31 protein-coding genes are annotated in these 26146 nt (G+C 68.5%); 16 read left to right on the top strand and 15 right to left on the bottom strand.

Annotation, left to right across the window (positions count from 1 at the left end):
• Nucleotides 1-2 precede the first annotated feature (2 nt).
• Nucleotides 3-386 (bottom strand): hypothetical protein, encoded by a 384-nt coding sequence (locus J2S76_RS08285; protein ID WP_018389833.1) that lies wholly within the window; start codon nucleotides 384-386, stop codon nucleotides 3-5.
• Between the two features lie 184 nt (nucleotides 387-570).
• Between J2S76_RS08285 and J2S76_RS08280 the strand changes: the two genes are divergently transcribed.
• Both J2S76_RS08280 and J2S76_RS08275 read left to right on the top strand, forming a co-directional pair.
• Entirely contained in the window at nucleotides 571-1560 is a 990-nt protein-coding gene (locus J2S76_RS08280) for a zinc transporter ZntB (protein WP_307059353.1), read from the top strand.
• Nucleotides 1561-1643: 83 nt separating this feature from the next.
• Complete coding sequence (locus tag J2S76_RS08275) at nucleotides 1644-2018, top strand: hypothetical protein (RefSeq protein WP_307059350.1); 375 nt, start codon at nucleotides 1644-1646, stop codon at nucleotides 2016-2018.
• A gap of 68 nt (nucleotides 2019-2086) precedes the next feature.
• Here the strand turns inward: J2S76_RS08275 and J2S76_RS08270 are convergent, their stop codons facing one another.
• On the bottom strand, nucleotides 2087-2683 hold the full coding sequence (locus tag J2S76_RS08270) for a superoxide dismutase (protein ID WP_307059348.1): 597 nt from the start codon (nucleotides 2681-2683) through the stop codon (nucleotides 2087-2089).
• A gap of 272 nt (nucleotides 2684-2955) precedes the next feature.
• On the opposite strand from J2S76_RS08270, the gene J2S76_RS08265 reads away from it, so the two are divergent.
• Entirely contained in the window at nucleotides 2956-4131 is a 1176-nt protein-coding gene (locus J2S76_RS08265; RefSeq protein WP_307059346.1) for a hypothetical protein, read from the top strand.
• Between the two features lie 81 nt (nucleotides 4132-4212).
• On the opposite strand, the gene J2S76_RS08260 is transcribed toward J2S76_RS08265, so the two are convergent.
• Nucleotides 4213-6318 carry a S9 family peptidase gene (locus J2S76_RS08260; RefSeq protein ID WP_307059344.1) on the bottom strand — a complete coding sequence of 702 codons (2106 nt, stop codon included), beginning with the start codon at nucleotides 6316-6318 and terminating at the stop codon, nucleotides 4213-4215.
• Nucleotides 6315-6752, bottom strand: a complete 438-nt coding sequence (gene msrB / locus J2S76_RS08255; RefSeq protein WP_307059341.1) for a peptide-methionine (R)-S-oxide reductase MsrB — start codon at nucleotides 6750-6752, stop codon at nucleotides 6315-6317. The genes J2S76_RS08260 and msrB overlap by 4 nt, the downstream gene beginning before the upstream one ends.
• A 366-nt stretch (nucleotides 6753-7118) precedes the next feature.
• Between msrB and J2S76_RS08250 the strand changes: the two genes are divergently transcribed.
• A complete protein-coding gene (locus tag J2S76_RS08250) occupies nucleotides 7119-7544 on the top strand; it encodes a Ros/MucR family transcriptional regulator (protein WP_307059340.1) in 426 nt (141 codons plus the stop codon).
• Nucleotides 7545-7614: 70 nt separating this feature from the next.
• Here the strand turns inward: J2S76_RS08250 and J2S76_RS08245 are convergent, their stop codons facing one another.
• Entirely contained in the window at nucleotides 7615-7890 is a 276-nt protein-coding gene (locus J2S76_RS08245) for a hypothetical protein (RefSeq protein ID WP_307059338.1), read from the bottom strand.
• Between the two features lie 192 nt (nucleotides 7891-8082).
• On the opposite strand from J2S76_RS08245, the gene J2S76_RS08240 reads away from it, so the two are divergent.
• Together J2S76_RS08240 and J2S76_RS08235 are read left to right on the top strand one after the other, a co-directional pair.
• Complete coding sequence (locus tag J2S76_RS08240) at nucleotides 8083-8460, top strand: helix-turn-helix domain-containing protein (protein WP_307059335.1); 378 nt, start codon at nucleotides 8083-8085, stop codon at nucleotides 8458-8460.
• Nucleotides 8453-9010, top strand: coding sequence for a DUF6456 domain-containing protein (locus tag J2S76_RS08235; RefSeq protein WP_307059334.1), 558 nt, complete (start codon nucleotides 8453-8455; stop codon nucleotides 9008-9010). Before J2S76_RS08240 ends, J2S76_RS08235 begins: the two co-directional genes overlap by 8 nt.
• 23 nt (nucleotides 9011-9033) lie before the next feature.
• On the opposite strand, the gene J2S76_RS08230 is transcribed toward J2S76_RS08235, so the two are convergent.
• Both J2S76_RS08230 and J2S76_RS08225 read right to left on the bottom strand, forming a co-directional pair.
• Entirely contained in the window at nucleotides 9034-9468 is a 435-nt protein-coding gene (locus J2S76_RS08230) for a SufE family protein (protein WP_307059331.1), read from the bottom strand.
• Nucleotides 9469-9539: 71 nt separating this feature from the next.
• Nucleotides 9540-10073: a DUF5330 domain-containing protein gene (locus J2S76_RS08225; RefSeq protein WP_307059329.1), complete on the bottom strand. Its 534-nt coding sequence runs from the start codon at nucleotides 10071-10073 to the stop codon at nucleotides 9540-9542.
• Between the two features lie 202 nt (nucleotides 10074-10275).
• On the opposite strand from J2S76_RS08225, the gene J2S76_RS08220 reads away from it, so the two are divergent.
• Nucleotides 10276-10968 (top strand): peptidoglycan-binding protein, encoded by a 693-nt coding sequence (locus J2S76_RS08220; RefSeq protein WP_307059327.1) that lies wholly within the window; start codon nucleotides 10276-10278, stop codon nucleotides 10966-10968.
• A gap of 6 nt (nucleotides 10969-10974) precedes the next feature.
• Entirely contained in the window at nucleotides 10975-11322 is a 348-nt protein-coding gene (locus J2S76_RS08215) for a DUF1491 family protein (RefSeq protein ID WP_307059325.1), read from the top strand.
• A 12-nt stretch (nucleotides 11323-11334) separates the two neighbouring features.
• On the opposite strand, the gene J2S76_RS08210 is transcribed toward J2S76_RS08215, so the two are convergent.
• Complete coding sequence (locus tag J2S76_RS08210) at nucleotides 11335-12453, bottom strand: DUF2336 domain-containing protein (RefSeq protein ID WP_307059323.1); 1119 nt, start codon at nucleotides 12451-12453, stop codon at nucleotides 11335-11337.
• 144 nt (nucleotides 12454-12597) lie between these two features.
• Here J2S76_RS08210 and J2S76_RS08205 point away from each other — a divergent pair, with 144 nt between their 5' ends.
• Nucleotides 12598-12768: a hypothetical protein gene (locus J2S76_RS08205; protein WP_307059321.1), complete on the top strand. Its 171-nt coding sequence runs from the start codon at nucleotides 12598-12600 to the stop codon at nucleotides 12766-12768.
• 18 nt (nucleotides 12769-12786) lie between these two features.
• Here J2S76_RS08205 and J2S76_RS08200 read toward each other — a convergent pair whose 3' ends face one another.
• From J2S76_RS08200 to J2S76_RS08190, 3 genes are all read right to left on the bottom strand, one after another.
• Nucleotides 12787-13332 carry a DUF1254 domain-containing protein gene (locus J2S76_RS08200; RefSeq protein ID WP_307059319.1) on the bottom strand — a complete coding sequence of 182 codons (546 nt, stop codon included), beginning with the start codon at nucleotides 13330-13332 and terminating at the stop codon, nucleotides 12787-12789.
• Between the two features lie 10 nt (nucleotides 13333-13342).
• Nucleotides 13343-13933 (bottom strand): DUF1214 domain-containing protein, encoded by a 591-nt coding sequence (locus tag J2S76_RS08195; RefSeq protein ID WP_307059318.1) that lies wholly within the window; start codon nucleotides 13931-13933, stop codon nucleotides 13343-13345.
• 72 nt (nucleotides 13934-14005) lie between these two features.
• Nucleotides 14006-16234: a transglycosylase domain-containing protein gene (locus J2S76_RS08190; RefSeq protein WP_370874714.1), complete on the bottom strand. Its 2229-nt coding sequence runs from the start codon at nucleotides 16232-16234 to the stop codon at nucleotides 14006-14008.
• Between the two features lie 212 nt (nucleotides 16235-16446).
• Here J2S76_RS08190 and J2S76_RS08185 point away from each other — a divergent pair, with 212 nt between their 5' ends.
• Complete coding sequence (locus tag J2S76_RS08185) at nucleotides 16447-16953, top strand: YcgN family cysteine cluster protein (protein ID WP_307059315.1); 507 nt, start codon at nucleotides 16447-16449, stop codon at nucleotides 16951-16953.
• A 15-nt stretch (nucleotides 16954-16968) separates the two neighbouring features.
• Here J2S76_RS08185 and J2S76_RS08180 read toward each other — a convergent pair whose 3' ends face one another.
• Both J2S76_RS08180 and J2S76_RS08175 read right to left on the bottom strand, forming a co-directional pair.
• Nucleotides 16969-17544 carry a LysE family translocator gene (locus J2S76_RS08180; RefSeq protein WP_307059313.1) on the bottom strand — a complete coding sequence of 192 codons (576 nt, stop codon included), beginning with the start codon at nucleotides 17542-17544 and terminating at the stop codon, nucleotides 16969-16971.
• Between the two features lie 150 nt (nucleotides 17545-17694).
• On the bottom strand, nucleotides 17695-18831 hold the full coding sequence (locus J2S76_RS08175; RefSeq protein ID WP_307059311.1) for an alpha-hydroxy acid oxidase: 1137 nt from the start codon (nucleotides 18829-18831) through the stop codon (nucleotides 17695-17697).
• A 243-nt stretch (nucleotides 18832-19074) separates the two neighbouring features.
• Between J2S76_RS08175 and J2S76_RS08170 the strand changes: the two genes are divergently transcribed.
• Nucleotides 19075-19836 (top strand): FCD domain-containing protein, encoded by a 762-nt coding sequence (locus tag J2S76_RS08170; RefSeq protein WP_307059309.1) that lies wholly within the window; start codon nucleotides 19075-19077, stop codon nucleotides 19834-19836.
• A gap of 16 nt (nucleotides 19837-19852) precedes the next feature.
• Here J2S76_RS08170 and J2S76_RS08165 read toward each other — a convergent pair whose 3' ends face one another.
• Nucleotides 19853-20752 (bottom strand): DMT family transporter, encoded by a 900-nt coding sequence (locus J2S76_RS08165; RefSeq protein WP_307059307.1) that lies wholly within the window; start codon nucleotides 20750-20752, stop codon nucleotides 19853-19855.
• Nucleotides 20753-20861: 109 nt separating this feature from the next.
• Here J2S76_RS08165 and J2S76_RS08160 point away from each other — a divergent pair, with 109 nt between their 5' ends.
• Complete coding sequence (locus J2S76_RS08160) at nucleotides 20862-21242, top strand: DUF6481 family protein (protein ID WP_307059305.1); 381 nt, start codon at nucleotides 20862-20864, stop codon at nucleotides 21240-21242.
• A gap of 52 nt (nucleotides 21243-21294) precedes the next feature.
• Here J2S76_RS08160 and dcd read toward each other — a convergent pair whose 3' ends face one another.
• Nucleotides 21295-21852: a dCTP deaminase gene (dcd, locus tag J2S76_RS08155; protein WP_307059304.1), complete on the bottom strand. Its 558-nt coding sequence runs from the start codon at nucleotides 21850-21852 to the stop codon at nucleotides 21295-21297.
• Nucleotides 21853-22090: 238 nt separating this feature from the next.
• Between dcd and J2S76_RS08150 the strand changes: the two genes are divergently transcribed.
• The 4 genes from J2S76_RS08150 (at nucleotide 22091) to J2S76_RS08135 (ending at nucleotide 26048) form a co-directional block, all read left to right on the top strand.
• On the top strand, nucleotides 22091-22660 hold the full coding sequence (locus J2S76_RS08150) for an NADPH-dependent FMN reductase (protein WP_307059301.1): 570 nt from the start codon (nucleotides 22091-22093) through the stop codon (nucleotides 22658-22660).
• Between the two features lie 835 nt (nucleotides 22661-23495).
• Nucleotides 23496-24038 (top strand): hypothetical protein, encoded by a 543-nt coding sequence (locus J2S76_RS08145; protein WP_307059298.1) that lies wholly within the window; start codon nucleotides 23496-23498, stop codon nucleotides 24036-24038.
• 209 nt (nucleotides 24039-24247) lie between these two features.
• Nucleotides 24248-24760, top strand: coding sequence for a hypothetical protein (locus J2S76_RS08140; protein ID WP_307059296.1), 513 nt, complete (start codon nucleotides 24248-24250; stop codon nucleotides 24758-24760).
• The gene (locus J2S76_RS08135) at nucleotides 24726-26048 is read left to right on the top strand and encodes a DNA-packaging protein (protein WP_307059294.1); all 1323 of its coding nucleotides are present in this window, start codon (nucleotides 24726-24728) and stop codon (nucleotides 26046-26048) included. Before J2S76_RS08140 ends, J2S76_RS08135 begins: the two co-directional genes overlap by 35 nt.
• The last annotated feature ends 98 nt before the right edge of the window (nucleotides 26049-26146 follow it).

Below are 26146 nucleotides of genomic sequence, written 5' to 3'. Positions count from 1 at the left end.
GTTCAGCGGCATACCTCGACATCGCGGTAATAGGGCTGGCCCCAGCTGTTGTAGAGCGTGCGCGTTTCCGTCCAGCAGCTCGGGCGATAGTAGTTATTGGCGGCGCCGGCCGCGATCGCACCAACGGCGAGGCCGCCAATGATGCCGGCGGCGACGGCGGCGCCGTTATTGTTGCGACGCGGGCCGTAGTAATAGCCGGGGCCGCCCCAGCCGGGACCACGCCAGCCCGGGCCGTAGCCGGGACGCCCCCAGCCGGGGCCGCCGCCACCATGGCCGCGCCAGCCCGGGCCACGCCAGCCATCGGCGGCGGCGGGAACTGCGGCGAGGAGGGTAGCGCCCGCGAGAGCGAGCGCGACGAGCTTGCTGGTCTTGGTGAAGCCGATCATGGCGAAATCCTCGGATGGACGCTGCTTGTCGCTCGCGGGCCGGTGTGGCCTTTGATGAGCGCCACCCTAGCCGCCTGCTACCGAACCCAATCTGAACCTGCTGTTGCAAAAGGTTCATCAAACTGAACGCATTCCATCGGGGGCGTTCATCTGCCATTCATTCGCGAAACGCAGGAGCCAGGCTTTGCCCGATCACGATAAAGAAGGTCTCGTTTCCGCCTGGTCGTTCGACGGCAATGGCGGAGCGCGGCGGATCGGCTGGGAGGAGATCGGGCAGGGCGTGCCGGCCGGGGAGCGCTTCCAGTGGATCAATCTTCAGCAGCTCGACCATCGCTATAATCGCAGCTCCTGGCTGACCGATCACAGCGGCATCGACCATTCGATCCTTGAATCGATGGTGGCGGCGGAGACGCGCCCGCGCTGCGCGCTGTTCGACAATGGCGCCTTCCTCAATCTGCGCGGTATCAATTTGATGCCCTATTCGCTGCCGGACGAGATGCACTCCATCCGCTTCTGGGTGGAGCCGCACCGCATCGTGTCGGTGCGCCGGAAGGCGTTGTCGGCGGTGGGCGACTTCGAGGACGCGATCCAGCGCGGGCGGGCGCCGCGCACACCCGGCGAGTTCGTCGCCGATCTCTCGATGCGTCTGGTCGACCGCATGGATACGGTGATCACCGCGCTGGCCGAACAGGCGGACGAGCTGGAGGAGCAGGTGCTGAGCGCCACCCTGTCCAATCTCAGCCCCAAAGTGTCCGAGGTGCGGCGCGTCGCCATCATCCTGCGCCGCTATATCGCCCCGCAGCGCGAGGCGCTTAACCATTTTTCGCTCGAAGACGCCGAATGGCTCTCGCCGCGCGATCGCAACCGGCTGCGCGAGGCCGCGGACCGGGTGACGCGCTTCGCCGAGGAACTGGATTCGGTGCGCGACCGTGCTGCCGTCATCTATGACCAGATGGTGGAACGGCGCGCCGAGCAGATGAACCGCTCCATGCTGGTGCTGGCGGCGGTGACGGTGATCTTCGCCCCGCTGACGCTGATTACCGGCCTGATGGGCATGAATGTGGAAGGCATTCCCGGCTCGCAGGACCCGAACGGCTTCTGGGCGGTGACGATCCTCGCCGCCGGGCTCGGCGTCGGGCTGGTGGCGTGGCTGCGGATGATCCGCTGGCTGTAGGGGGCCCCTTTCCCTCGCCTCGCCGGCGCATACATTGACGAGGTGCCGGCCGCGACCTTTCGCCGGCCGTGGAGGGAAGTGCCATGCGCGGGAAAGCGATTGCGTCGGCGGCGGTCTTCGCCGGGCTCATGCTGGGGGCGGCCGGCGGCGCGGCCGAGGCCTATGAATTCACCGGGACCTTTCCCGGCGGCGACTGTCGCAAGATGGCGGCTTCGATCCCGGCGGGGCAGCTCTGGTACGGCCATTTCACCGGCCGTCGCCAGTCGCCGTGGAACTTTGACTTCATCGAGGGGCGCACCGCTGACGGGTGCTTCCGCAGCAAGGCCGAATGCGACAACTGGCTGTATCAGTGGCGTTCGGCCTGGCAGCTCAATTTCTGGAACGACTATTGCGTCAAGGGCTGGCCGCCCAAGGCGCGCCCGGCGGGCCCGCGCACCGAGGTGCCGTTCGGGCAATAGGGGCGCGATGCCCATGAAAAAGGGCGCCGTCGACCCGCGACGGCGCCCGGTTTTCGCGCGAAGACCGCTCAGACGGCCTTGGAATACAGCTCGGCGACGTAGTCCCAGTTCACCAGGTTCTCGACGAACGCCTTGAGGTAGTCGGGGCGGCGGTTGCGGTAGTCGATGTAGTAGGAGTGTTCCCACACGTCGCAGCCGAGGATCGGGCTGGCGCCGTGAACCAGCGGGCTCTCGCCATTGGGGGTCTTCATGACGACGATCTTGCCGTCCTTGACCGCCAGCCAGTTCCAGCCCGAGCCGAACTGGGTCACGCCGGCCTGGATGAAGTCTTCCTTCATCTTCTCGACCGAGCCGAGGTCCTCGATGATCTTCTTCTCAAGCTCGCTAGGAATGGCGCCGCCGCCATTCGGCTTCATCCAGTTCCAGAAGTGGAGGTGGTTGAAGTGCTGGCCGGCATTGTTGAACAGGCCGGCATTCTTGCCGAAGGAGCCCTTGACGATCTCTTCCAGCGACTGGCCTTCCCACTCCGTGCCCTTCAGCAGATTGTTGCCGTTGTTCACATAGGCGAGGTGGTGCTTGTCGTGGTGATATTCGAGCGTCTCGCGCGACATGAAGGGGGCGAGGGCGTCGTGGGAGTAGGGAAGCTCGGGAAGCGTGAAGGACATGGAATCTGTCTCCGCAGAAATGAAATCCGGCCGCGCCGCGTTGGCGCCCCTCGCGGGTGCGCGGGCACCATGAAAGATCGGCACCGATTAGATAGGGCGCGACGGCGCGGGCGACAACCAAAAGCGTCGCGCGCGGCCGAATTCTTCCCCACCGCCGCGGGGGGCGGCGGGGTGGTGCGACAATCGACCTGCCCGCTTTCGCTAAAGCTGTACTGGACGTAAAGTCTCGTACAAGAAGGACCGACGGCGAATCGGTCCGGCGGAGTTTCTTCATGGGTGCAGTAGTCATCGGAATCGGCGCGGCTCTGGCCGCGCTCGGCATCGTCTTCGGCGTAATTGGGTTCGGTTCCGCGGAGACGACTTCCGGCGCGGGCCTGATGATGGTCGGCAGTACCGCTTTTGTCGGCGGTCTTCTGATGGTCGCCCTCGGCTTCATTCTGCGGGTCTTGGGCGACATCGCCGAGAAGCTGGAAGGGGCGGTGCATGTCGAGCCTTTCGAGGACGAGCACCCTGCCGGGCGGATGGAGGCGGCCACGGACGCCGTTGCGGGCGTAGCCCTCGCCCCGGTGACCTCGGCCTTCGAGGACGCACCCCCGGCACGCGCGCCGCAGGAACTGCCCCTGGTCGAGGAGGAGCGCGCGCCGCCGGCCTGGTTCGGCCGAAAGCGTGCCGCCGAGCCTCCGAGCGCGGGCGAAGCGGCGTTCGAGCCGGAGCGGGAGTTCGCGCCCGAGCCTGAATTCGAGCCTGAATACGAGCCCCTGCCGCCCTTCCGTTCCCCCCTTGCCGAGGCGGCGCGCCGGGAGAGCACACGGGCGGAGCCGGTGCGCACCGAACCTCTCCGTTCCGAGCCCCTCCGCGCGGAGACGGTTCGGCCCGAGCCTCAACGCCACGAACCCCTGCGCCACGAACCCCTGCGCCCCGAGCCTCCCCGCCACGAGCCTGTGCGCCCCGACGCTGAGCGCCCCGAGCCGCTGCGGGTCGAACCCGCGCGGTCCGAGCCGTTCCGGCCAGAGCCTCCGCGCTCCGAGCCTGTGAGAAACGAGCCTGCACGCACCGAACCTCTGCGCCGCGATCCGCCGGGCTTCCTGCGTCCAGCCGCGGGCGCGGGCCTGCCGGTGGAGCGGCCCGCACCCGCTATCGCCCCTGCGCCTTCCGCCTCCCCCGCCGCCGAGGAGGTCGAGGGGCCGCATCCGCACGAGCCCTTCCTGCCCGAGCCGGATGAGGCGCCGCCCGCCTTCCTGCGCGAGGCGGACCTGCTGGTCGACGAGCCCGCGCCGGCGCCGGAGACGCCTTCCGTCACCGTGCTCAAGTCCGGCACCATTGGCGGCATGAGCTACACGCTCTATTCCGATGGCTCGATCGAGGCAGACCTGCCGGACGGTGTGTTGCGCTTCGCCTCGCTGCAGGAACTGCGCGACCATGTCGCGGGCGCCGCCGCCCGCGATTGAGGTGCCGTCGGTCGGTAGATCTGCAAAGGGCGCCCTCGGGCGCCCTTTTTCATGTTGTGGATGTCCGTGGGCCGAAGAGCGTCAGCGCCCCGCCGTGGCGAGCGCGAAGGCGAAGATCATCGCGGTTTCCTCCAGCCGGTCGAACCGGCCCGAGGCACCGCCATGGCCCGCCTCCATATTGGTGCGCAGCAGCAGCGGGCGTTTATCGGTCTTCAGCGCGCGCAGCTTCGCCACCCATTTCGCCGGCTCCCAATAGGTGACGCGCGGATCGGTGAGGCCGGCCAAAGCGAACAGGGCGGGATAGTCCTGCGCCGCCACATTGTCGTAGGGCGAGTAGGCCCGGATGGTGGCGAAGGCCTCGGCATCCGTGATCGGATTGCCCCATTCCGGCCATTCCGGCGGGGTGAGAGGGAGCGTGTCGTCGAGCATGGTGTTGAGCACGTCGACAAAGGGCACTTCCGCCACGATCCCGGCGAACAGCCCCGGGCGCATATTGGCCACCGCGCCCATCAGCATGCCGCCAGCCGAGCCGCCATGGGCGATGATGCGGTCGGGCGCGACGATCTTCTCGGCGACAAGGTGCTCGCCGGCGGCGATGAAGTCGCTGAACGTGTTGGTCTTGCGGGCGAGCTTGCCCTCGCGGTACCAGCGCCAGCCCTTTTCCGTGCCGCCGCGAATATGGGCGATGGCGAAAACGAAGCCGCGATCCACCAGCGACAGGCGCCCGGTGGAAAAGCCCGCCGGCATGGACATGCCATAGGCGCCATAGCCATAGAGCAGGCAGGGCGCGCTGCCGTCGAGCGCAGTGTCGGCGGCGAAGAGCAGCGACACCGGCACAAGCTCGCCATCCGCCGCGGGGGCCATCAGGCGGCGGGTGACATAGCGCTTCGGGTCGTGGCCGGAGGGCACTTCCTGGCGCTTGCGCAGCGTCCGGGCGCGGCTGGCGACGTCATAGTCCCACACCTCGGACGGGGTCGTCATGGAGGAATAGGTGAAGCGGATCTCGGTCTTGTCGAAGCCATGGCCGGGATCGAAGCCGAGCGAATAGGCCTCCTCGGCGAAGGCGACGGCATGCTCCGTGCCGTCCGCCAGCGTCCGCACCACGAGGCGCGGCAGCCCGTCCTCGCGCTCCAGTCGCACCAGATGCCCCCGCAGCACGGTTGCCGACAGGAGCAGGCGGCCGGGCTTGTGCGGCACCAGATCGCGCCAATGGGCGCGCCCGGGCGTCGCCAGCGGCGCGGTGACGATCTTGAAGTCCTCGGCCCCGTCGGCATTGGTCTCGATGATCAGGCTCTCGACCCCGTCCAGCGCGGGATGATGCTCGACGCCGTAGCGCAGGCCGGCCTCGCGCGGCTCCACCCGTACCGGGGCTTTGAGCGGGGCGTCGAGGTCGAGGAGCCAGACCTCGCTGGTGTCGTGGTCGCCGCAGGAGATGAGGCCGAAGCGGCGGGACTGGGTGCGGCCGAGCGAGACGAAGAAGCCCTTGTCCGGCTCCTCATAGACCAGCACGTCCTGCGCCGGATCAGCGCCCAGCCGGTGGCGGTAGACAAAGCTCGGGCGGTGCTCGGCGTCGCGGCGGATATAGAACAGGTAAGCGCCATCAGCGCTCCACAACACGTCGCCGGTGGTTTCCGTGACCAGATCGGGAAGGTCGGTGCCGGCCTCGATGTCGCGGATGCGCAGCGTGTAATATTCCGAGCCGGCCTCATCCGTCGTCCAGGCGAAGAGGCGATGGTCGGGGGATTGCTGGGCGTCGCCGAACTGGAAATAGGCCTTCCCTTCCGCCAGCGCGTCGCCGTCGAGAAGCACGGTTTCGCCGGCAATGGCACCGGCCGGGCGGCGGCAGATCAGCGGGTGCTGCCCGCCCTCGCGGAAGCGGGTGAAATAGGCGAAGGGGCCATCCGTGGAGGGCACGGACGAATCATCCTCCTTGATGCGCCCGCGCATCTCCTTGACCAGCTGGGTGCGCAAGGCGGCGTGCGGGGCCAGCCATGCCTCGGCGGCGGCGTTCTCGGCCTCCAGCCAGGCGCGGATATCGGGCGCCAGCAGGGCGGGATCGCGCATCACCTCGCGCCAATTATCGGCACGCAGCCAGGCGTGGGGGTCCACCAGCGTCTGGCCGTGAAAGCTGCGAATCAGCGGCGGATGGGCGGGGGCGAGGCTGTCGGCGGTGGTGGTGTCGGTCACGCGGACTCTTCCTCGCCTTTGGGCGCATCGGCCTGGAAGGCGAGGGCGACGCCGTTGATGCAGAAGCGCTGGCGCGTGGGCGGCGGGCCATCAGGGAACACATGGCCAAGATGGGCGTCGCAGGTGGCGCAGCGCACCTCGACCCGATGCATGCCGTAGGAATGGTCGTGATACTCGCTGACCGCCTCGGCATCCACCGGCTGGAAGAAGCTTGGCCAACCCGTGCCCGATTCGAACTTGGCGTTGGAGCGGAACAGCGGCGCCTCGCAACACACGCAGTGGTAGATGCCGGGCTCCTTCTGGGAGAGATGCGGGCCGCTGAAGGCGCATTCAGTGCCGTGGCCACGGGTCACATGGTATTGCTCGGGGGTGAGCTGGGCGCGCCACTGTGCGTCGGACTTCACCACGCGGGGGCGGCGGGAGATCTGGTCCATGGGAAAATCCTTCAGGTTTTCCGCTGAGATAATGGCCCCTGAGGGCAGCGGCAAGTGTTGTCGTCCTTCAGGAAGTTTTGCCCGGCGGATCGCCGGCGCGTCGTCGCGCCGCCACAGGCTTTCGATTAAATTGAGCTTGCGGCGGGCAGGCGACAGTTTCACGGCTTCACCGCGTTGCACACATCATTGCGACCAATGGCACTCGAAAAATCTTGTTATCTCTCCTGTTCAAGTCTATCTGTGGCTTAGTGGCCGTCGGTGTGGCGAATACGTTTGGACGTGACGTATTTGGACGTACAATGGCGGCGCGCAGGGCGCGCTTCGGCGTTGCATGAGACTTTTGCAAAATGAATTGAAGAATGGGCCATGAGCGATATCAACGACGCCGACAGCTATATCGAACTCGCCGCCGATATCGTCTCGGCGTATGTGAGCAATAATGCGGTCTCGGCCAATGAACTAGTCACCCTCCTTGCAGATGTGCATGGCGCATTGCAGCGGGTCGACAAGGGCGAGGTCGAGGTGGTGGTGGAGCCGCTGAAGCCGGCCGTTCCGCCGAAGAAGTCGGTGATGCCCGATTACATCGTGTGTCTCGAAGACGGCAAGAGGTTCAAGTCGCTGAAGCGCCACCTGCGCACGCAGTACAACCTCACCCCCGAGGCGTATCGCGAGAAGTGGGGCCTGCCGGCGGACTATCCCATGGTGGCGCCCAACTATGCCGCCGCGCGCTCGGCGCTGGCGAAGGAGATGGGCCTCGGCCAGCAGCGCCGCCGTTCCCCAGCTGCGGGCTGAACAGCAGCGCTGACAGCGCTGCTCCTGATCCGATTGGAAAGGCCGTCACCCCGGGTGGCGGCCTTTTTCGTTAAGCTGGGGCCTTGCCCGGCAGGGGCGCTGCCTCCGCCTCGGCCAGCAGCCGGCGCAACGCGGCATGGCGCGCCGCGTCATACCCCATGCCGGAGCCGGCGGCTCGGCGCTCGGCCCGCAGCAGGCGCCGCAAGGTCGTGCTCTGGCCTTCCGGCTGGCGCCCGAGAAAGGGCCGCAGCGCCGCCGTGCGGCCGGCAATGATGTCGTCGCGCTCCTCGCTGCGGGCCGCGCGAATGCGACCTAGGCGGCGGTTTTCAGGTGAAGGGCATTTCATGGGGAACCTCGCTGAACGGAGGTCAGTATCGGCGGGGGGAGGTGGGTGTCGGATAAAATTCCTAGACTCGGGCCTGGCGCGAACTGGGTGCGCTCCGTCTCATCCTCCGGTGAATGCGATGATGTTCTGTTTTTGTTCTTGTCAGGCGACGATTCCGATAATAGGCTTTAATTCCTCTATCGGAGATGTCCCATGCCTGATCCCCACGCCCCGTCCCCTCCGGCGCGGCCGGTGGCCGAACCGTGCCTGATCGCCGCCCGGTTGGCCGCCGACGCCACCGCTATTCCCTTGCCGCTCGTGATGCATCCCAGGCGGCTCGACCGGCGCTGCGCCTCCGCCCGCGCGCTTGCCATGTATCTCGCCCATGTCGGGCTCGGCCTGCCGATGAGCCGGGTGGCCGCCGGCTTCGGCCGCCACCGCTCCACCGTCGCCCATGCCTGCCGGCGGATCGAGGAGCGGCGCGAGAGTGCCGGCTGGGACCGCTGGGTGGCGGCGCTGGAGGATGATGCGCGCCGCCTGTCGCCCCCGGCCGGCGCGGACGGAATCGGCGCGGGAGGGATGCATGGCTGAGCGCCGCATCGACCATGTCGAGGTGGAGATCGACGGTGTGCGCCGTGCCGTCGCCATCGATCTGGAGGAAAGCCCGCTCGGCTGGCTGGCGCGGCGGCGCGGGCGTGATGGCCGAAGCTTTATCGCGCCGGTCCAGCTCATTGCCGGCGAGCGGCTGCGGGCCGATTTCACCCGTGCCGGCATGGCCCCGCGCCTGACCGCCAACTGGGACGCGGTGACGCGGGCGGACCGTGCCGGCGGCACGGCGGGGCTCAACGCCTCCGAGGCCATGCTCGCCGCCCGCCAGCGTGTGGCGCGGGCGCTGGAGGCGGCGGGGCCGGAGTTCTCCGGCCTGCTGATGGATGTGTGCTGCTTCCTCAAGGGGCTGGAGCAGGTGGAGCAGGAGCGGCTCTGGCCGGCCCGCACCGCCAAGGTGGTGCTGGCGCTGGGGCTGGACCGGCTGGCGCGCCACTATGGGCTGAGCGAGGCGGCCCACGGCCCGGCCCGCGCCCGCACCCGGGCCTGGAAGGCGGCGGAGGGAACTGGCGGCGGGTCGGGGGAAGCCGGCTAGAATCCTCTCCGACCGGGCGCTCTCTAGAGCGGCGCCGGTTCCAGCGCCGCCCGCGCGTCGGCGCGGATGCGCTCGACCATCGAGCGCAGCCCGTTCGAGCGCTGCGGGGTGAGGTGGTCCTTGAGGCCGATGCGCGCGAACACGGCGCCGGGATCGGCCGAAAGGATGTCGCTTGCCGGGCGGTCCGAATAGAGCGCCAGCAGGATGGCGACCAGACCACGCACGATATGGGCGTCGGAATCGCCGTGAAAGGCGAGGCGCGGGCCTTCCTCGCCGGTGCTGGCGTCGCTCACCAGCCAGACCTGGCTGGCGCAGCCTTGAACCTTGGACTGCTCGCTGCGGCGCTCCTCCGGGAAGGGCGGCAAGGCCCTCCCCAATTCGATGAGGTAGCGGTAGCGATCGTCCCAATTATCGAGGAGTTCGAAGTCCTCGATGATGCTGTCAATCTTTGATGTCATCGGCGCCTCTCGGCCCGCATATAGGAGTGCGGGGGCGCCAAGCGCAATGGCGCGCGACCCGCCCGGACGCCTCAGGCGGGACGTTTCGGCGGCAGCGGCACGGCGCCGGGCGTGGTTGGCTGGGACGGAAGGACGCCGGCCGGGATCGCCGCCGGCGCTGCGGGTGCCGCGCCGGTGGAGCCGGTCATGTCCGACGACGCGGCTCCCGCAGGCGGGCGCGGGCCTTGCCAGGCGGGGCTTAGATCATGGGTGGTCAGCGTGTCGCCGGCGCGCGAGCCGTCGGCGCGGGCCGCCGCCTTGCGCTTCTCCTCCACGATCTGCTCGGAGAGATAGCTGAGCGCGAAGCGCGCCCCGGCCTCGGCGCGCTCGCCGATCAGCTGGATAAGGCTGCCCCCGATCGCACAGGCTTGCGGCTGGCGGGAACAGAAGCCGCCCGCATCGGCCGCCGCCGCCGTGGCCGCCGAGAGCGCGTCCATGGCGCTGACCTTCGGCTCGCCCGCCGCCGTGCCCGTGGCCGGGATGTGCGACGACGGCCCGCCGACCACCGCCGGCAGCAGCAGGAAGACGAGGGTGAGCCAGAAACCGATGCGCAGCAGAAAGAACATGAGCCGTCTCGCGGAAGCCTGATAGCGGAGGATAAAGGCTGCGGGTTGCCCAAGCGGTGTCGAAAACCCGCAAAATCAGCCGATCGCGGAAAGGCGATGTTAAGCACGACGGCCGCTTTTAGGGTTCGCTTAAACCCCGCATGGCATTGTCTCCGGGCCCTGCCGCCTGCGCCCCTCGATTCGGATTCCAGAACACGGTTCCATGCCCCGTTCCTATGCCAGCGATCTCCTGGTGGACGATATCGATCTCGATGGCGAGCGCGTCGCGGGGCGCCCCTACCGCCATGGCCGGCGGCGCTCGGACCTGTTCATGCTCGTTCTTGCCGCCGGTGCCAGCGCCGCCGTTCTGTTCAACGCGCTGGCGCTGCAGCAGGGGCGTCCCGGTTCCACCGGGCGCGGCGCCGCGACGCTCTCGGCGCCGCCGGACATCCGCCAGGTCGACACGCCGCGCGCCGCCAGCGCCTCCCCGCCGGTGAACTCGGCCGCCCCGCCCGCTGCCTCGGTGGCCGCGCCAGCGGTGCCGCTGGAGGCGCCGGCGCCCGACATGGCGACGCAACAGCCGACACCGCTGCCACCTGCCAAGCCGGTGGCGCCGCGCCCTGCCGCCGCCACGCCCTCTGCGGCTGGGACCGCGCCGATGGCGGAGAAGGCGGGCGCGTCCCCCGCCGGGCTGCTGCCGCCGGGCGACGTGCCGGTTTCGCCGCGCGTGATGGAAATTCAGAAGGCGCTGGCGCGCCTTGGCTATGGCCCGATCCGCATCGACGGTGTCTTCGGTGCGGCGACCGAGGAGGCGATCCAGCGCTTCGAGCGCGACCGCCGCCTGCCGGTGACGGGGCAGATGTCGGAGCGGGTGATCCGCGAACTCACCGCCGTCTCAGGCTTCAGCATTCGGTAGGCCAACATGCGGCTGAAAAGCGGGATCTTCGTTTCCGCCCTGCTGCGCCGGGCCAATGGCGCCGGTGCCTTCGCCGCCGTGCGCCGGCGCGGTGCGGAGGAGGCCGGGGCGGTTTTCGTGATCGTGGCGACGCAGGACGGCAAGGCGGCGCTGTACGGCCCGGCGCTACCCTCGCTGGACGGGGCGCCCGAGGAGGAGGGCGTGCGCCTGTTCACGCCGCTGGTGCCGCCGGGCACCCCCGAGAGCGAGGCCGAGGCGCGGATGGCGCGCGAGGCGCGCTACGATTCCGACCTCTGGCTGGTCGAGATCGAGGACCGCGCGGGGCGCTGCTTCCTCGATCTGGCGCGCGATTGATCCTGATGTCGCTCAGCTCTTGCGCTGGCGCCCTTCCGAGGCCGCCGGAACCGCCGGCGCCGCATAGGGCGCATTGAAGCTGCGCATGGAGGGGGCATCCTCCGCCCGCTCGCGCAACGGGCGTCGGCTGCCGCGCCAGGAGGCGACCAGATGCTGGGCGCTAGCGAGGGGGAGTTCGTCGAACATTTCCGCCAGCCGCGCCATTTCGCCGGCCGAGCGGCCGGCCACCGGATGCAGGCGGAACAGGACGCGCGAGAGGATGGCGAAGGACAGGCCCAGCGCGCGGGCGACAACCGCCAGCGACTGGCCGGTGTCGTCGGCGATGATGCGGGCGGCGTTTTCGGGCGTGACCCCCAGCGCGCGCTCCATCAACGCGGCGAGCTCGCCCGTGCCCTTCGCTTTGGCGGCGTCGAGCAGGGCGTCGATGAAGCTCACCGGCGGCGGCGCCGGACGCTCGGAAAGCGGCAGCGGCGGCAGGGTAACAAGGCGGGCGATGAGGCTGGCGCGCTCCTCCGGCCCGGCGAGGAAGAAATCCGTGCCGGCGGGTGGCGACGCCTCGGCCGGTGCGGCGGGGAGATCGGCCGGGCGCACGGCGACGCTGGCGGCGGCAGGTGGCTGGGCTGCGGCGGATTCTGCCGCAAGGACTTCCGCTGCAAGGGCTTCCGCCACAAAGGCTTCCGGGGCGGGACCGGCGCTGCGGCGATGGGTCAGCTCGGCCAGGCGCTTGGCGAGGGCCGGCGTCACCTCGCGGCGGGCAGCCATGGCGGCGAGGTGGGCGGGGCCGGCCTGTTCGGCCAGCTCCGTCAGGTCGTTCTCGTCGAGCACCGGCGAAAGCCGCAGGATCGGCCCGGCCAGGGCCATCGGCCCGGCGGCGAGATGGCGCGCCAGCACGCGCGGCAGCGCTGGGTGCGCCGCCAGCTCGCGGACATGGCGGGCCGCGACCGCCGGATCGACACCCTCGATCAGCCGGACGGCGAGGGTGATGAAGCGGGCTTCCGCCGCCTCGCCGAGCACCGGCTGCCGCAGGAATTCATGCACCAGCAGCCGCAGCATCGCCGGGCGGGTGTCCTGATAGGAACGTCGCGCCGTGTCGTGCGGGTCGTTGGGGCCGGAACCGGAAAGGGAAGGCATGGAGGCGGACAGCTCGCGATTTGGCGGATTGCGCCACCCCGGTGCGGGGCGCGAAACCAAGCTAGCGCTCGAACGTTAGAAAGCCGTTAACCATGGTTGTCCCGTACTGGGCCACTGCCGTTTGGCGGGACATGGGAGGGCGCGATGGGTGCCTTAGTGCCGTTTCCGACGTTGCGACCGCAGGGCGAGGCGGTGGGCGTGCGCGTGCCCCCCGAAGGCTCGGCCAAGGTGATCATTCTACCTGTGGTGCAGTATGTGCGCCCCGGCGCGGCGACGCTGGCGCCCGCGGCCGTCGTGGTCCACGATCCGCGCTAGCGCTGGGCTGGCTGTGGCTCAGGTGGCGGGAGCGCAGTTCGCCAGCTGCATCCGCGCGCGCACTTCGTCGCGGGCGCTTCGCTCGCGCACCAGCGCCCGTATCAGCACGATGCCCTCGTCGCTGGGGGATTCGACGATCAGCCGGTCGGCCGCGGTCACTTCGTCGTCTTCCGGCAGCGCAGCGCGTTGCTTGGCGTTCATCAGATCCAGCTCGATGATGGAGCGCCCGGCGGAGCGGTCGTTGATGGCGTAGAAGGGCAGGCCGTGGCGGGTGTAGAACGACACCGAAGTGTAGTCCTCCGTGGTGGGAACGCGCACCTTGAGCGGGCCAGCGGCCAGATCATACAGGCACACCGCCGAGATGAAGGCCGGGTCGGTGGCGGGCAGCACCGCACCCGCGTCGGAGGGATCGTCGATCGGCACCACCTCATTGGGCCCGGCCACCGCCGCCAGCCTTGCATAGGCGTCTTGCTCGGCGAGATAGGGCAGCACCAGCACGGCGGCCAGATGGACGATGAGGCCGAGCACGATGCCGGCGAGGGCGGGGAGGATGAAACGGCTCATCGGCGCGGGCTCATGAGCTGCGCTCCCACGGGCAATGCTCGGTCAGGATGCGCGGCATCTCCGGGGCGTCGCTGGTGCGGTTGGCGAGGCCGACCGCCGTATCGTAGAGGCGGAAGGTGAGGACGATGCGGTCGCGGGCGCCGGTGGGCAGCCAGTTGCCGGCGCGGGCGCGCGGGCCCAATGCCACGTCGAGCGTGCTGTCGCGGTTCCACACGACTTCGGTGCTGGTGAAGCCGGTGCGGGCGGCGGCATTGTCGATCAGCCGGTTCTGGGCGTCGGTGAGGGTAAGCGTCCAGTACCGCGCCTGCGGCAGGCTGCCGGAGACCGTTATGTCGCAGCGCCCATCGAGCGGGCGGCCGGCCGAATCGGTCGTCGCGACGAAGGCGATGCCGTCCGCCAGCTCCAGCGGCAATTCGCCAGCGCGGGCGAGCGCGGCGCGCGCATAGGGATCGGCCGTCTCGGTGCCGGCGCGCGGCCAGGTCTCCCACGGCCCGGAACGCACCAGCCCCGGGCCGTACCCGTCCACCATGGTGATCCAGGTAAGGCCGAGCCCGAGGGCGGCGCCGATGGCCAGGGTCAGGAGGAACAGCAGGGAGCGCACGTGCAGAAGCTATCCGGTGGAGCGGGCGCCTCATGGATGGGCGCTCGCGGGGGGAAGGTCAATCGCGGTGGGTCAGTTGCTTCCCACAAGGCTTGCGCCGGGCGCGGGGGCGACGCCGGCGGTGGGCCGGCGCGGGGGCGAGGACGCCGCCTCCTTGAGGCGCACTGAGAGGCCCATCAAACGTTCCGCCGAGGCCGGGGAGAGCGTGACCGGGCGCTGGATGCCTTCGATCTGCAGCGCCGAGGCCTGCGCCGCCGCGCCGTCGAGCACCGGCGCGGGCTGGTTGCCAAGGCCCGGCGTGGGCTTCAGCTCAATACCCTGATGGGCGAAGGCCATCACCTTCTGCCAGGTCATCGCCGGCAGTGAGCCGCCGGTCATCTTGCGCGTCGACTGGTAGTCGTCATTGCCGAACCAGATGGCCCCCACGTAATTGCCGGTGAAGCCGACAAACCAGGCGTCGCGATAGGCATTGGTGGTGCCGGTCTTGCCGGAGACCTTGGTGCCGGGGATCATGGCGCGCCGGCCGGTGCCGTTTTCCACCACGCTGTTCAGCATCGGGTTGATCATGGCGATGATGTCGGGCGGGATCAGCTCCTTCGGCTTCGGCCCGTTCTGGGCGAAGCTCCACACCGGTTCGCCATTGGGCGTCCGCATGTCGACCACCGCGTGCGGGTCGACCGAATAGCCGCCGCTGGCGAACACCGAATAGGCCGTTGCCATGTCCACCACCGTCACCTCGGCGGCACCGAGGGGGAGGGCGCGGGTGATCTTCAGCTCGGTCTTCAGGCCCATGGCATGGGCGAGATCGACGATGCGCCCGCGGCCGATATTCTCTGCCAGCTTGACTGCCACCGTGTTCAGCGAGCGGGTGAGGGCGTTGATCAAGGTGATCGAGCCGGCATAGGAGCGGCCATAGTTCTGCGGGCACCAGTTGCCGATGCAGATCGGCCCGTCGACGACGATGGTGCTCGGCTTGTACTTCCCGGTCATCAGCGCCGCCGTGTAGACGAACGGCTTGAACGAGGAGCCGGGCTGGCGCAGCGCGTCGGTGGCGCGGTTGAACTGGCTTTCGCCATAGTCGCGCCCGCCGACCATGGCGCGCACCGAGCCGTTCGGCTCCATCACCACCATGGCGGACTGCTTCGCGCCATAGTCCTTGCCGAACTGGCGCAGGCTGTCGCGGATGGCGGTGTCGGCCGCCTTCTGGATGTTCGGGTCAAGCGCGGTGCGGACGATGAAGGAGCGCTCCGCATAGGTCTTGGGCAGAGCGTCGACGATCTGCTTCACCTGGTCGAAGGCGTAGTCGAGATAATATTCCGGCAGGTCGTCCTGCTTGCGATCCACCGGGGTGGCGGGGTTGCGGCGGGCGCCGAACACCTGGCCCTCGGTCATGAAGCCGGCATCGACCAGATTGTCGAGCACCACGCTGGCGCGCCCGCGCGCCGCCGGCAGGTTGATATGGGGTGCGAATTTCGATGGCGCCTTGAACAGACCGGCGAGCATCGCCGCCTCGGCCATGTTTACCTCGCGGGCCGACTTGCCGAAATAATATTGCGACGCCGCGTCCACGCCGAAGGCGCCGCCGCCCATATAGGCGCGGTCCAGATAGAGCTTGAGGATCTGGTTCTTGGTGAGGTGGAACTCCAGCCACAACGCCAGGAACGCTTCCTTGATCTTGCGCTCAAGCGTGCGCTCGTTCGACAGGAACAGGTTCTTGGCCAGCTGCTGGGTGAGGGAGGAGCCGCCCTGCACCACGCCGCCAGCCCGCGCATTGGAGAGCACGGCGCGGAAGGTGCCGGGAATGTCGATGCCAAAATGCTCGTAGAAGCGGCGGTCCTCGGTGGCCAGCACGGCCTTGATGAGGTGATCGGGGAATTCCTCCAGCGGCACGGTGTCGTTGTGGCGGATGCCGCGCTCGCCGATCGTGTTGCCGTAGCGATCAAGGAAAGTGACGGAGAGCTCGGCGCGCTTGAGCCAGTCGTCTGAGGTTTCCTGGAAGGCCGGCACGGCCAGCGCGAGCATGAGGACGGCACCCACCGCCCCCCAGGTCATGGCCTCGGAGGCGAGCGAGACGGCGATCCGGGCCGGGCCCTGCACATTGAAGCGCTCGGTGAAGGCGACAAAGCCGCCCCACCCTGCGCGCAGGGTGACGCCGCCGGAATAGATCGAGGAGTCGATCCAGGAATCAATGGCCAGCAGGACATGGCGCAGGCGCCGCCGGAAAGCGGACGGCGGAGCCTTGCCGCCGGCGGCTGTCCGGGGCGTCTCCTGCGGCGGATCGTTGGTCGGCGTATCGTTCAAGCCCGTGCTCCAGCGGCGCGCGGAAGTCCCTTCCGGGTCCTCCCCGCCCTTATAGCTGAGCCCTTGCCGCGCGACGAGGGCGGCATCAAGGCTCGCCAGGGCGAGGATGCAACGCTATCTAAGGAGTGATTGCTAAGGAGTGATTGCCGGTTCGGGACCCATGTTGTGACGCATGGGCCGGCCGACACGCGCGAGCCGGAAACAGCAGAGCGATGCACGACGATTCGAACACCCTCGCGCCGGCGCCGTTCTGGCGCAGCAAGACGCTGGAAGAGATGGACTCTGCCGAATGGGAGAGCCTGTGCGACGGCTGCGGCCGCTGCTGCCTCGTCAAGCTGCAGGACGAGGACACCGACGCGATCGCCTATACCGATATTGGCTGCCAGCTGCTGGACGATTTCAACTGCCGCTGCCGCAACTATCCCGACCGCCAGAAGCAGGTGCCCGATTGCGTGCGGCTGACGCCGGAGACGGTGCGCGCGCTCGACTGGCTGCCGCCCTCCTGCGGCTATCGGCTGGTGGAGGAGGGACGCGATCTCTACTGGTGGCACCCGCTGGTGTCGGGCGACGTTGAAACCGTCCACGCGGCAGGCGTCTCGGTGCGCGGCAAGGTGGCGGCGCTGGAGGACGAGCTGCCGCTGGAAGACTATGTCGACCACATGGTGCGCTGGCCCCTGCGCCTGCCGCGCGGCGCGGTGCGCAAGACGGCGAAGGGGTAGCGCCCCGCGCCACTCTCAGCGCAAAAGCGGCGCCGCCAGCAGCATGAGCGCGAAGGCGCCCACCGCCGCCGCACCGATGCGCGGCACCAGCGCGCCGTGGCCGCTGCTCTGCGCCGCCTGGCCGAGCAGCGCGCCCACCCCGATCCAGCCCAGCGCCACCATCATGGTGAGCAGGGCGAAGGCGGCGAGGTAGAGCGCTCCCCCTTCCGCTCCCAGCGGCACGATGCCCAGCGCGAAGACCAGCGCCTTCGGGTTGAACAAGGTCGTCAGGAACACCCGCGCCGGGGTGACGAGGCCCGCCGCGAGGCGCCCGGGCGCGGCGCGCCAGAGCTTCCACGCGACATGGAGGAGATAGGCCCCGACCAGCACCCGCAACGCCAGCCCGAGCGCCGGCAGGGCGGCGACCGCCGGGCCGAGCAGAGTGAAGATGAACGAGATGGCGAGAAGATACCCCGCCGCTTCGGCCGGCACGAGCAGAAGCGACCGCCGGAACCCGCCGGAGGCCCCGGCGGTCGCCAGCAGCGTATTGGTCGGGCCGGGGGTGGCGAGCAGCGCCAGCACCGCGAGGGCGAACAGGACGGGATCGGTCATGCCGTCCTGTCTAGCCGCCGGACCGGAGCGCCGCATCGGGAGCACCGCGTAAGGACGTTCGGCGGCGCGGGCGGGTAGGTGGGATGTCCGTGTCCATGGCAGGAGTTTCGATGCCTGCCGCGGGGGCCCCGTGCCCCGGCCCCCCATTCCTCACTGCGCCAGCACGCTCCTATCGACCTGCTCGATGTCGCGCGTGCCGGTGAGGGCCATGGAGACGTCGAGCTCGCGGCGGATGATCTCGATCGCCTGCGCCACGCCGGCCTGGCCGCCGGCCGCGAGCGCCCACAGGAAGGCCTTGCCCATCAGGCAGCCTTTGGCGCCGAGCGCGCGGGCCTTGAGGATGTCCTGGCCCGACTGCACGCCGCCGTCGAACCAGATCTCGCTTGTGCCGCCGCCAATGGCTTCGACGATCTTCGGCAAGGCGGAGATGGAAGAAACGGCACCGTCGAGCTGGCGGCCGCCATGGTTGGAGACGACGATGGCGTCGGCCCCCATCTGCGCCGCGATCTTCGCATCCTCGACATCGAGAATGCCCTTCAGGATGAGCTTGCCCGGCCAGAGCGAGCGCACCCATTCCACATCCTTCCACGACAAAGACGGGTCGAACTGGCCGGCGATCCACTGCGAGAGCGTGGACAGGCTGTCGCTTTCCTTGCGCACGGCGAGATTGCCGAAGGAATGACGCTTGCCCATCAGGACGCTGGCGATCCAGCGCGGCTTGGTGGCGATGTCGAGCGCGTTGGCGAGGGTGAGCCTGGGCGGCACGGCAAGGCCGTTCTTAATGTCGTTGTGGCGCTGGCCCTGGATCTGCAGATCGAGCGTCAGAACCAGCGCCGAGCACTTCGCCGCCTTGGCGCGCTCGATCAGCGAGGCCGAGAAGGCACGGTCGCGCATCACATAGAGCTGGAACCAGAACGGCTTGTCGACCGCGCCGGCCACGTCCTCGATCGAGCAGATCGACATGGTGGAGAGGGTGAAGGGAATGCCGGCGGCCTGTGCGGCGCGGCAGCCATGGATTTCGCCGTCGCCGTGAAACAGGCCGGTGAGGCCGGTGGGGGCGATGGCCAGCGGCAGCGCGACCTTCTCGCCAATCATGGTGGTGGCGGTGGAGCGGTCGGAAACGTCGATCATCACCCGCTGGCGCAGCTTCAGGGCGGCGAGGTCGGCCTTGTTGGCGGCGAGGGTCGTCTCGTCATAGGAACCGCGATCGGCATAATGGAAGATGGCGCGCGGCACCTTGCGCTCGGCGATGGCGCGCAGATCCTGGATATTGGTCACGGTGGCCATTGGCGTTCCTCCCCGGCTTCTCTTCCGGGCAGGCTGATACGCCTCCTCCGGCCGACGTCAATGATGTGCCCGGCGGCACCCACGGAAACCGGCCCTCGCCGCCGCCAGAGCCGCCCTGCTGGCCTTATGTGGTAAAATTTATTGACCATGGAAGTCAATGGTCCGCCGGGGTGCGCGCGCGCGGGCGGCGATGTAGTCTCACGCCGTGAGCACGACAGAAGAAGAAAACGGGGAGTGGCCGACGTGGAACGCTTGCGCACACCGAAGCTGGCGGAGGCGATCGCCGAGCATATCGAGCGGCTGATCCTGGAGGGGGTGTTGCGCCCGGGCGAGAAACTGGCCAGCGAGCGCGATCTCGCCGAGCGGCTCGACGTTTCTCGCCCCTCGCTGCGCGACGCGCTCGCGCTGCTGGAACAGCGTGGCCTGCTGGCAACCAGCCGCGAGGGCACCCGCGTCACCGAGTTTCTCGCCGGCCTGACCGACCCGCTCGCCGGGCTGCTGCAATCCAACGAGCAGGTGACGGCGGATTATTTCGAATACCGCACGGCGGTGGAGCGTCTGGCCGCCGGGCTGGCGGCGGTGCGGGCGACGGCACCGGAGCGACAGGCGATCCGCGACTGCCTCAGCGAGATGGTGGCGGCCCACGCGGCGCAGGACGCCACCCGCGAGGCCGAGGCCGATATCGTGCTGCACCGGCTGATCTACGCTGCCTCGCACAATCTGGTCATCCTGCACGTGATGCGGGCGTTTTCGGAGATGCTGCGGCGGGATATCTTCTTCAATCGCACCAGCCTGTTCGCCCAGGCCGAGTTTCGCGACGCGCTGCTGAGCCAGCACAGGGCGATTGGCGAGGCGGTGGTGGCGGCCGACCCGGAGGCGGCCGAGAAGGCGATTTACGAGCACCTCAAATTCACCGGCGAGACGGTGGCCCGCACCCATCGCGACGCCGCCCGGGTCGACCTCGCCGTGCGGCGGCTGAACCGCTCGACCCTGCTGTCGGGTTAAAGGGAAGAGTGGTCGCTCACGCGCCGGGATGCTCGACCACCGCCTCGGCCCGGCCGATGCGGATGACGCCGAGCACCAGCGCGCAGCCCACACCGATGACCACGCCGCCGGCGATCTGCGGCAGCGTCAGCGGCTCGTCCAGCAGCAGCGTGCCGATGGTGACGGCGACGCCGGTGGCGCCGAACTCGACGCTGATGGCCCGGGTGGGGCCGATCGAGGCGATCAACCGGTAGAAGATCACATAGGTGACGGCGCTCATGATCACGCCGGCGATCAGCAGCGAGCCGATATCCAGCGGCGCCGGTACACCCGGCACCGGCACGAAGGCGATGAGCGGCAGGCTGAGAAGACCGCCGAACAGGAAGGCGCCGATGGTCATTTCCCACGAGCCGGCCCCGGCCAGCCGCCGGCCGGCATAGACGCTGCCGAAAGCCGCCGAGAGGGTTGAGCCCAGCGTCGCGGCGCAACCGATCAGGAAATCAGACGTCACCGGCTGGGCGGGAAAACCCACCAGCAGAACGATTCCGGCGGCGCCGAGCACAATGCCGAGCAGGCCGCCGAGCCGGATCGGCTCGACCCGCCACAGCGCCGCGATCAGCATGGCGAACAGCGGGATGGTGGCGATAAGGATCGCCGACATGGCGGTGCCGATATGCGGCAGTCCATAGGCCAGCAGCCCAAGCTGCAGTGCGACCGTGGTGGCGCCGAGCACAAAGAGCGGGAATATCCCGAAGGAAAAATCCAGCCGCCGGCCGATGGCGCGGGCAACCAGCAGCAGCGTTGCCCCCGCGATGAAGGAGCGGAAGGTAACCGAGCCGGCCCAGCCAAAGGCGTGGATATTATGATCCATCACCACGAAGGACGCCCCCCAGACGAGCGCCAGGAAAACGTAGGAGGCAAGATCCCGGGACTTCATGAACCGCACCGCGACAGACAGACGCGGCTCACATGGCCGGTTCGCGGGTGGAAACTAGATGCTCACGGGCGGCTGTCAATCCGTCTGAAAATGAGATAAGGGAAACGCCATGAAAATAACCGACACCTTTCAAGACCGCCAGAAGACCGCTGCCGAAGCCAAGGCCCGCCTGCTCGCGAAGCTCGCCGCCCGTCCCGGCCCGGACGACCCGGCGATGATCGCCAAGGCGGCAGAGCGCAAGGCTGCTGCTGAGGCGCGCCAGCTTGCCAATGAGGCCAAGCAGGCGGCCAAGATCGCCCGCAAGGAAGCGGAAGCCGCGGCCGCCATCGCCGCTGCCGAGGCCGCCATTGCCGAGGCCGCCGCCCGCGCCGAGGCGGAAGCCGCCGCCGCCGCCCTCGCCATCGAGCAGGCCGCCGCCGCCGAGGCCGAGGCCAAGGCCCGCCGCGACGAGCGCTACGCCGCCCGCAAGCAGCGCGCCGGTCACCGCTGAGACCTCGCGCGCCAGATGCCCGGCGCGCGTTTCCCCTATTGATTCCCGCGCCTTAGCCGGCCGCCCTCTGGCCGGCGAACTGGCCGCCATAGCCGCGCCGGGGCACACCCAGCGTCTGCTCCAGAATCAGCTGGCACACCTTCATCCCCGCCCGCAGCCTGATCGGGCGCGGGCCGAGATTGATGATCTCCAGCTGGATCTGCCCGGTCGATCCGGCATGGATGGTCGGTGCAGTGAGGTGGACGATCAGGCCGATGCGGGCAAGCGAACTCTTGCCCTCCACCCGCGCCGCCAGCCGAGCCCCCGGGCGCAGATCCACCCGCTCCAGCGTCCAGCCCAGCACCAGCCGGCCGGGATCGAGCACGAAGCCTTCCGCGCCGATGTCGATCTCGCCGGCCATGCGGGCGATCGCCTCGCGAAAACTGTAGCCCGGCCCGGACGGGTCGATCACCGGGTCCTCGCCCGGCGCCGGCGCGCGGTAGAGGCTGAGCCGGCGGTCGAGCCGCAAATCGACGCCGTTGGGGGCGTAGAACTCCTCCGGCGGGGCGGGCTCGATCAGCACCGAGCCGTCATTGATGGCGTCGAGAATGTCGCGGTCGGTCAGGATCACGGGCGTTGGCTCTCGCGGGTCAGCGCTGCGGGAGCGCTAACATGGGCGCTGTGCGCCGCAAAATCCATGCCGGCGCGGCGATTGGCGCCGCCCGCCGTTGAAATTCCGGTGCGGTGCACGGGCTTTCTTGCGGCATCGCGGTGAAAGGGGCTTGAGCCGCGCGGCGCCGCGCCACACTCTGCCCGCGATGCCTTTTCGGCCCCCCCGACCCTTCCCCCCCTTGTGGAGACATCCCTACATGACCGACCGCCCGAAGCTTCTCGGCATTTCCGGCAGCCTGCGCTCCGGTTCCAATTCCACCGCGCTGCTGGAGGCGCTGAAGGCCGCCCTCGCCCCGTCGATCGAGCTCACCGTGCTGACGCTGAACGACGTGCCGCTCTATAATGAGGACGAGGACAGCGCCACCCAGCCGGAAGGCGCCGCCTCGCTGCGCGCCAAGATCGCGGCGGCGGACGGGGTGATCTTCGTCTCGCCGGAATATAATTATGGCCCCTCTGGCGCGATGAAGAACGCGGTGGACTGGGGCTCGCGGCCCTATGGCAAGGGCTCGCTGCTCGGCAAGCCGGTGCTGGTCGTCACCTCCTCGCCCGGCTCCACCGGCGGCATCCGCGCCCAGGCGCCGCTGCGCGAATCGCTGAGCGCGGCCGGCGCCCGCGTGGTCGCCTATCCCCACCTCGCCGTGCCCGGCGTCGCCGACAAGGTGAAGGACGGCGCCTTCACCGACGAGAAGACGCAGAAGTTCCTCACCGGCGGCATCAACGCGCTGGTGAAGGAGATCGAGCTGCTGGCCCACGCCAAGGCGGGGTGAGGGGGGTGCTTCCGGCCCTCGATATGTCAGGGCCGGGGTGCGGTTGCCGAGTCTCCCCCGAGTCCCGGATCGGCGTTCCGCCTGCGGCGTTCCGCGTCCGGGAAACGGGAGCGGCGCTACCACCCAAACGACGTCATGGCCGGGCTTGACCCGGCCATCCACGTTTTTGGGGCTGGTGCGAAAGGGAAGTCGTGGATGCCCGGGTCGAGCCCGGGCATGACGGTGGACTGATGGGACGGTTGGGCCGGGGCTCGGCCGCTCCGTTTCCCGGATTGGCGCGGCGCGATGCGCCGCTGATCCGGGACCTAGGGGCTCCTCCGAGGAGGGGACGCCGTGGGTGCCCGGTCCGAGGCATGGCGTGGCGGTGTGTTGCCGGGGCGCCGCGCCCAACCGTCACCACGTCATGGCCGGGCTTGACCCGGCCATCCACGTCTTTGTTCGGCGCGATGAGAAATCGTGGATGCCCGGCTCAAGGCCGGGCATGACGGCGTTCTGGTGCGGCGCCGTATCCAACCCTCACCATATCAGGACCGGGCTTGACCCGGTCCTCCACGTCTTGGGGCTGGTGTGCGATGGGAAGTCGTGGATGCCCGGGTCAAGCCCGGGCATGACGGCGTGCTGGCGTTAGGGCGGCTAAAGAGTCTGGCGCTGGCTTCCTATCGGCGCGGTGATGCCCAACTATCACAATATGAAGGTAGTCCTAATCATATCTCGCGCTTGTTTGTGCTCGGCTTCAATGGCGCGTCGGCTGATTATTCATGATCGGGTGTGTCCCGGAGTGGGCATTGGTGTGCTGTGTGTTGTCACAATCTCCGGGCTTTCAATCAGAATCGGCATGCAGTACAATGAACTAATCGTATATGACATATTGTGGGGGGTGAATGAAATGAATATTTATTGCCAGTTTGATCAGACGAACTTATACTCAACACTTCCAAATGATCTCATAAAAATACATATCGGTGGTGGTTTTGTTTTTGCATTTGTTTTAAAAGTTATGGATGATGGTCATGTATTGGGAGTAATAAGCGGTGAAGAGCCGATTTCTAGAAAATTGACACGCGATTGCGAATGTCTAAAGTTGCGGGCTGGGTGGCAGCTTGAACTTTTAAGTAGTAATGAATCATATCCTAGAAATAGAAAGTTCCTATCGTCTCCTGGTGCATTTCATCGAGATAAGACGAATGCATTTATTACATTCGTGAAGGCGGACGAAGTATTTAGGTCAACAGTGACATATTGCGTCGAAGAAAAATCATTCTGTGAAATTCCTCAGAGTGCGACGCCGTATCCGTCTTGGGTGATTTGGCCTTCTGAGGGCGAGAGACTGTCGGGTGGTAAGGCGATCCACTCGTTCTCCGCTATGATTGAATCCTAGTTTGAGCGATTAATAACACCAAGCTAGCATGCGGCATCGTTATTGATTTTAGGAAAATAGTCCTTGACAGCGATGCGCTGCCGGGCTAGCTTTTCCTCATGCTCCACAACTGCGTCGGGCGGCGGCGAGGTCTTCCCCTGCCGCCCCGGGGCGCTTCATTCAGCCGGCCTTGGGGCCGGCTTTTTCATGTCGGGTCAGGCGGAGGTGGCATGTCGGTTCCTGTGCGGCCCGTTTCGCCGGAAGCGCTGGATGAGGCGCGCCGGCTCTATGAACTCACCCGCGTGCCGGTGCAGCAGGTCGCCGACATGCTCGGCATTTCCAAATCAACGCTGAACACCCGCATAAAACTCTGGGGCTGGACGCGGCGCATCGGGCGCATCCCGCGCGCCGCCGATGAGGGCGCGGCGCCGGACGTGCCAGCCTCGCGCGGCGAACTGATCGCCCGGCTGGTGCGGCGGATCGAGGCGGAGATCGCCGCGATCGAGCGGCGGGTGCTGCTCGCTGGGCTCGGCCCGGCGCAGCAGCCCGAGGCCAGCCATGCCGATGGCGAGCGCGCCGCCCGCACGCTGGCCATTCTGGTGCGTGCGCTGCGCGAACTGGCCGCGCTGGAGAAACAGGAGCCGGACGGGAGTGACGATGACGCCAGCCGCGACGCCGACACCTTCCGACGCGAGCTTGGCCGCACGCTTGAGCGCATGCTGGCGGGCGGGGAAACTGCCTGAGGCGCTGGCCGCGCTCGACGCGCCCACGCTCGACTGGCTGCGCCATCACTGGCCGCTGATCGGCCGTCCCGGCCAGCAACCGCCCGCCCTCGCGCAGGGCGGCGGCGACTGGCTCACCTGGCTGATGCTGGGCGGGCGCGGGGCGGGCAAGACGCGGGCGGGCGCCGAATGGGTGCGCGCGCTCATTCATGGCCGTGCCGGGCCGAAGGCGGGGCGGCTCGCGCTGGTGGCGGAAAGCCTCGGTGATGTGCGCGAGGTGATGGTGGAGGGGGTCTCCGGCCTGCTCGCCATCCACCCCCACCATGAGCGCCCCCTCTGGGAGCCGACGCGGCGCCGCCTCGTCTGGCCGAATGGCGCGGTGGCGCAGGGCTTTTCCGCCGACGACCCCGAGAGTTTGCGCGGCCCGCAATTCGACGCCGCCTGGTGCGATGAACTCGCCAAATGGCGCTACGCCCAGGCCGCCTTCGACATGCTGCAGTTCGGCCTGCGGCTCGGCGAACGGCCGCGCCAGATGGTGACGACCACGCCGCGCCCGACCGCGCTGATCCGGGCGCTGCTCACCGATCCCCGCACGGCGGTGACGCGGATGGGGACGGCGGAGAACGCGGCGCATCTGGCGCCGAGCTTCCTCGACACCGTGGTTGGCCGCTATGCCGGCACGCGGCTCGGGCGGCAGGAGCTGGAGGGCGAACTGATCGAGGACCGCGCCGACGCGCTGTGGAACCGTGCCGGGCTGGAAGCGGCGCGGGTGGCGCCGAGCCCGGAGCTGGCCGGCCAGATGGAGCGCATCGTGGTCGCGGTCGACCCGCCGGCGTCGTCAACCAGGCGCGCCGATGCCTGCGGCATTCTCGCCGCCGGGATCGACGCGGCCGGGATCGTCCATGTGCTGGCGGATGCGAGCGCGCAGGGCCTTAGCCCCAATGGCTGGGGCGCCCGCGCCATCGGCCTGTTCCAGAAGCTGGAGGCCGACCGGGTGGTGGTGGAGGTGAACCAGGGCGGGGAGATGGTGAGGACCATCCTCGCCGGCATCGACCCCGCTGTCCCGGTCGCCGAGGTGCGGGCGACGCGCGGAAAATGGCTGCGCGCCGAGCCGGTGGCCGCGCTCTACGAGCAGGGAAGGGTGCGCCATGTCGGCCCGTTCCCGGCGCTGGAGGACGAGATGTGTGATTTCGGCCCGGACGGCCTTTCCAATGGCCGCTCGCCCGACCGGCTCGACGCGCTGGTCTGGGCGATCACCGCGCTGGCGCTCGGCCCGCGCGCCACGGCGCCGCGGGTGCGGCGGGTGTGAGGGCGGGCCTGCGTGCCTCATAGCCGGCCAGTGGCCGGCACCTCAGCACGACGAGGATCTGGATCGGAAGCGCCGTCATCCTGAGGTGCGCGCGGAGC

This window comes from Ancylobacter vacuolatus (assembly GCF_030813595.1).
In the GTDB taxonomy this organism is placed as follows: Bacteria; Pseudomonadota; Alphaproteobacteria; order Rhizobiales; family Xanthobacteraceae; genus Ancylobacter; species Ancylobacter vacuolatus.
This window is presented reverse-complemented; position numbering and strand designations above follow the sequence as displayed.

Excerpts from the sequence above, each read along its gene's own strand:
- J2S76_RS08285 (WP_018389833.1), bottom strand. The coding sequence starts at position 386 with ATGATCGGCTTCACCAAGACCAGCAAGCTCGTCGCGCTCGCTCTCGCG.
- J2S76_RS08275 (WP_307059350.1), top strand. The coding sequence starts at position 1,644 with ATGCGCGGGAAAGCGATTGCGTCGGCGGCGGTCTTCGCCGGGCTCATG.
- J2S76_RS08270 (WP_307059348.1), bottom strand. The coding sequence starts at position 2,683 with ATGTCCTTCACGCTTCCCGAGCTTCCCTACTCCCACGACGCCCTCGCC.
- J2S76_RS08265 (WP_307059346.1), top strand. The coding sequence starts at position 2,956 with ATGGGTGCAGTAGTCATCGGAATCGGCGCGGCTCTGGCCGCGCTCGGC.
- msrB (WP_307059341.1), bottom strand. The coding sequence starts at position 6,752 with ATGGACCAGATCTCCCGCCGCCCCCGCGTGGTGAAGTCCGACGCACAG.
- J2S76_RS08250 (WP_307059340.1), top strand. The coding sequence starts at position 7,119 with ATGAGCGATATCAACGACGCCGACAGCTATATCGAACTCGCCGCCGAT.
- J2S76_RS08245 (WP_307059338.1), bottom strand. The coding sequence starts at position 7,890 with ATGAAATGCCCTTCACCTGAAAACCGCCGCCTAGGTCGCATTCGCGCG.
- J2S76_RS08240 (WP_307059335.1), top strand. The coding sequence starts at position 8,083 with ATGCCTGATCCCCACGCCCCGTCCCCTCCGGCGCGGCCGGTGGCCGAA.
- J2S76_RS08235 (WP_307059334.1), top strand. The coding sequence starts at position 8,453 with ATGGCTGAGCGCCGCATCGACCATGTCGAGGTGGAGATCGACGGTGTG.
- J2S76_RS08230 (WP_307059331.1), bottom strand. The coding sequence starts at position 9,468 with ATGACATCAAAGATTGACAGCATCATCGAGGACTTCGAACTCCTCGAT.
- J2S76_RS08225 (WP_307059329.1), bottom strand. The coding sequence starts at position 10,073 with ATGTTCTTTCTGCTGCGCATCGGTTTCTGGCTCACCCTCGTCTTCCTG.
- J2S76_RS08220 (WP_307059327.1), top strand. The coding sequence starts at position 10,276 with ATGCCCCGTTCCTATGCCAGCGATCTCCTGGTGGACGATATCGATCTC.
- J2S76_RS08215 (WP_307059325.1), top strand. The coding sequence starts at position 10,975 with ATGCGGCTGAAAAGCGGGATCTTCGTTTCCGCCCTGCTGCGCCGGGCC.
- J2S76_RS08210 (WP_307059323.1), bottom strand. The coding sequence starts at position 12,453 with ATGCCTTCCCTTTCCGGTTCCGGCCCCAACGACCCGCACGACACGGCG.
- J2S76_RS08205 (WP_307059321.1), top strand. The coding sequence starts at position 12,598 with ATGGGTGCCTTAGTGCCGTTTCCGACGTTGCGACCGCAGGGCGAGGCG.
- J2S76_RS08200 (WP_307059319.1), bottom strand. The coding sequence starts at position 13,332 with ATGAGCCGTTTCATCCTCCCCGCCCTCGCCGGCATCGTGCTCGGCCTC.
- J2S76_RS08185 (WP_307059315.1), top strand. The coding sequence starts at position 16,447 with ATGCACGACGATTCGAACACCCTCGCGCCGGCGCCGTTCTGGCGCAGC.
- J2S76_RS08180 (WP_307059313.1), bottom strand. The coding sequence starts at position 17,544 with ATGACCGATCCCGTCCTGTTCGCCCTCGCGGTGCTGGCGCTGCTCGCC.
- J2S76_RS08175 (WP_307059311.1), bottom strand. The coding sequence starts at position 18,831 with ATGGCCACCGTGACCAATATCCAGGATCTGCGCGCCATCGCCGAGCGC.
- J2S76_RS08165 (WP_307059307.1), bottom strand. The coding sequence starts at position 20,752 with ATGAAGTCCCGGGATCTTGCCTCCTACGTTTTCCTGGCGCTCGTCTGG.
- J2S76_RS08160 (WP_307059305.1), top strand. The coding sequence starts at position 20,862 with ATGAAAATAACCGACACCTTTCAAGACCGCCAGAAGACCGCTGCCGAA.
- J2S76_RS08150 (WP_307059301.1), top strand. The coding sequence starts at position 22,091 with ATGACCGACCGCCCGAAGCTTCTCGGCATTTCCGGCAGCCTGCGCTCC.
- J2S76_RS08145 (WP_307059298.1), top strand. The coding sequence starts at position 23,496 with ATGCAGTACAATGAACTAATCGTATATGACATATTGTGGGGGGTGAAT.
- J2S76_RS08140 (WP_307059296.1), top strand. The coding sequence starts at position 24,248 with ATGTCGGTTCCTGTGCGGCCCGTTTCGCCGGAAGCGCTGGATGAGGCG.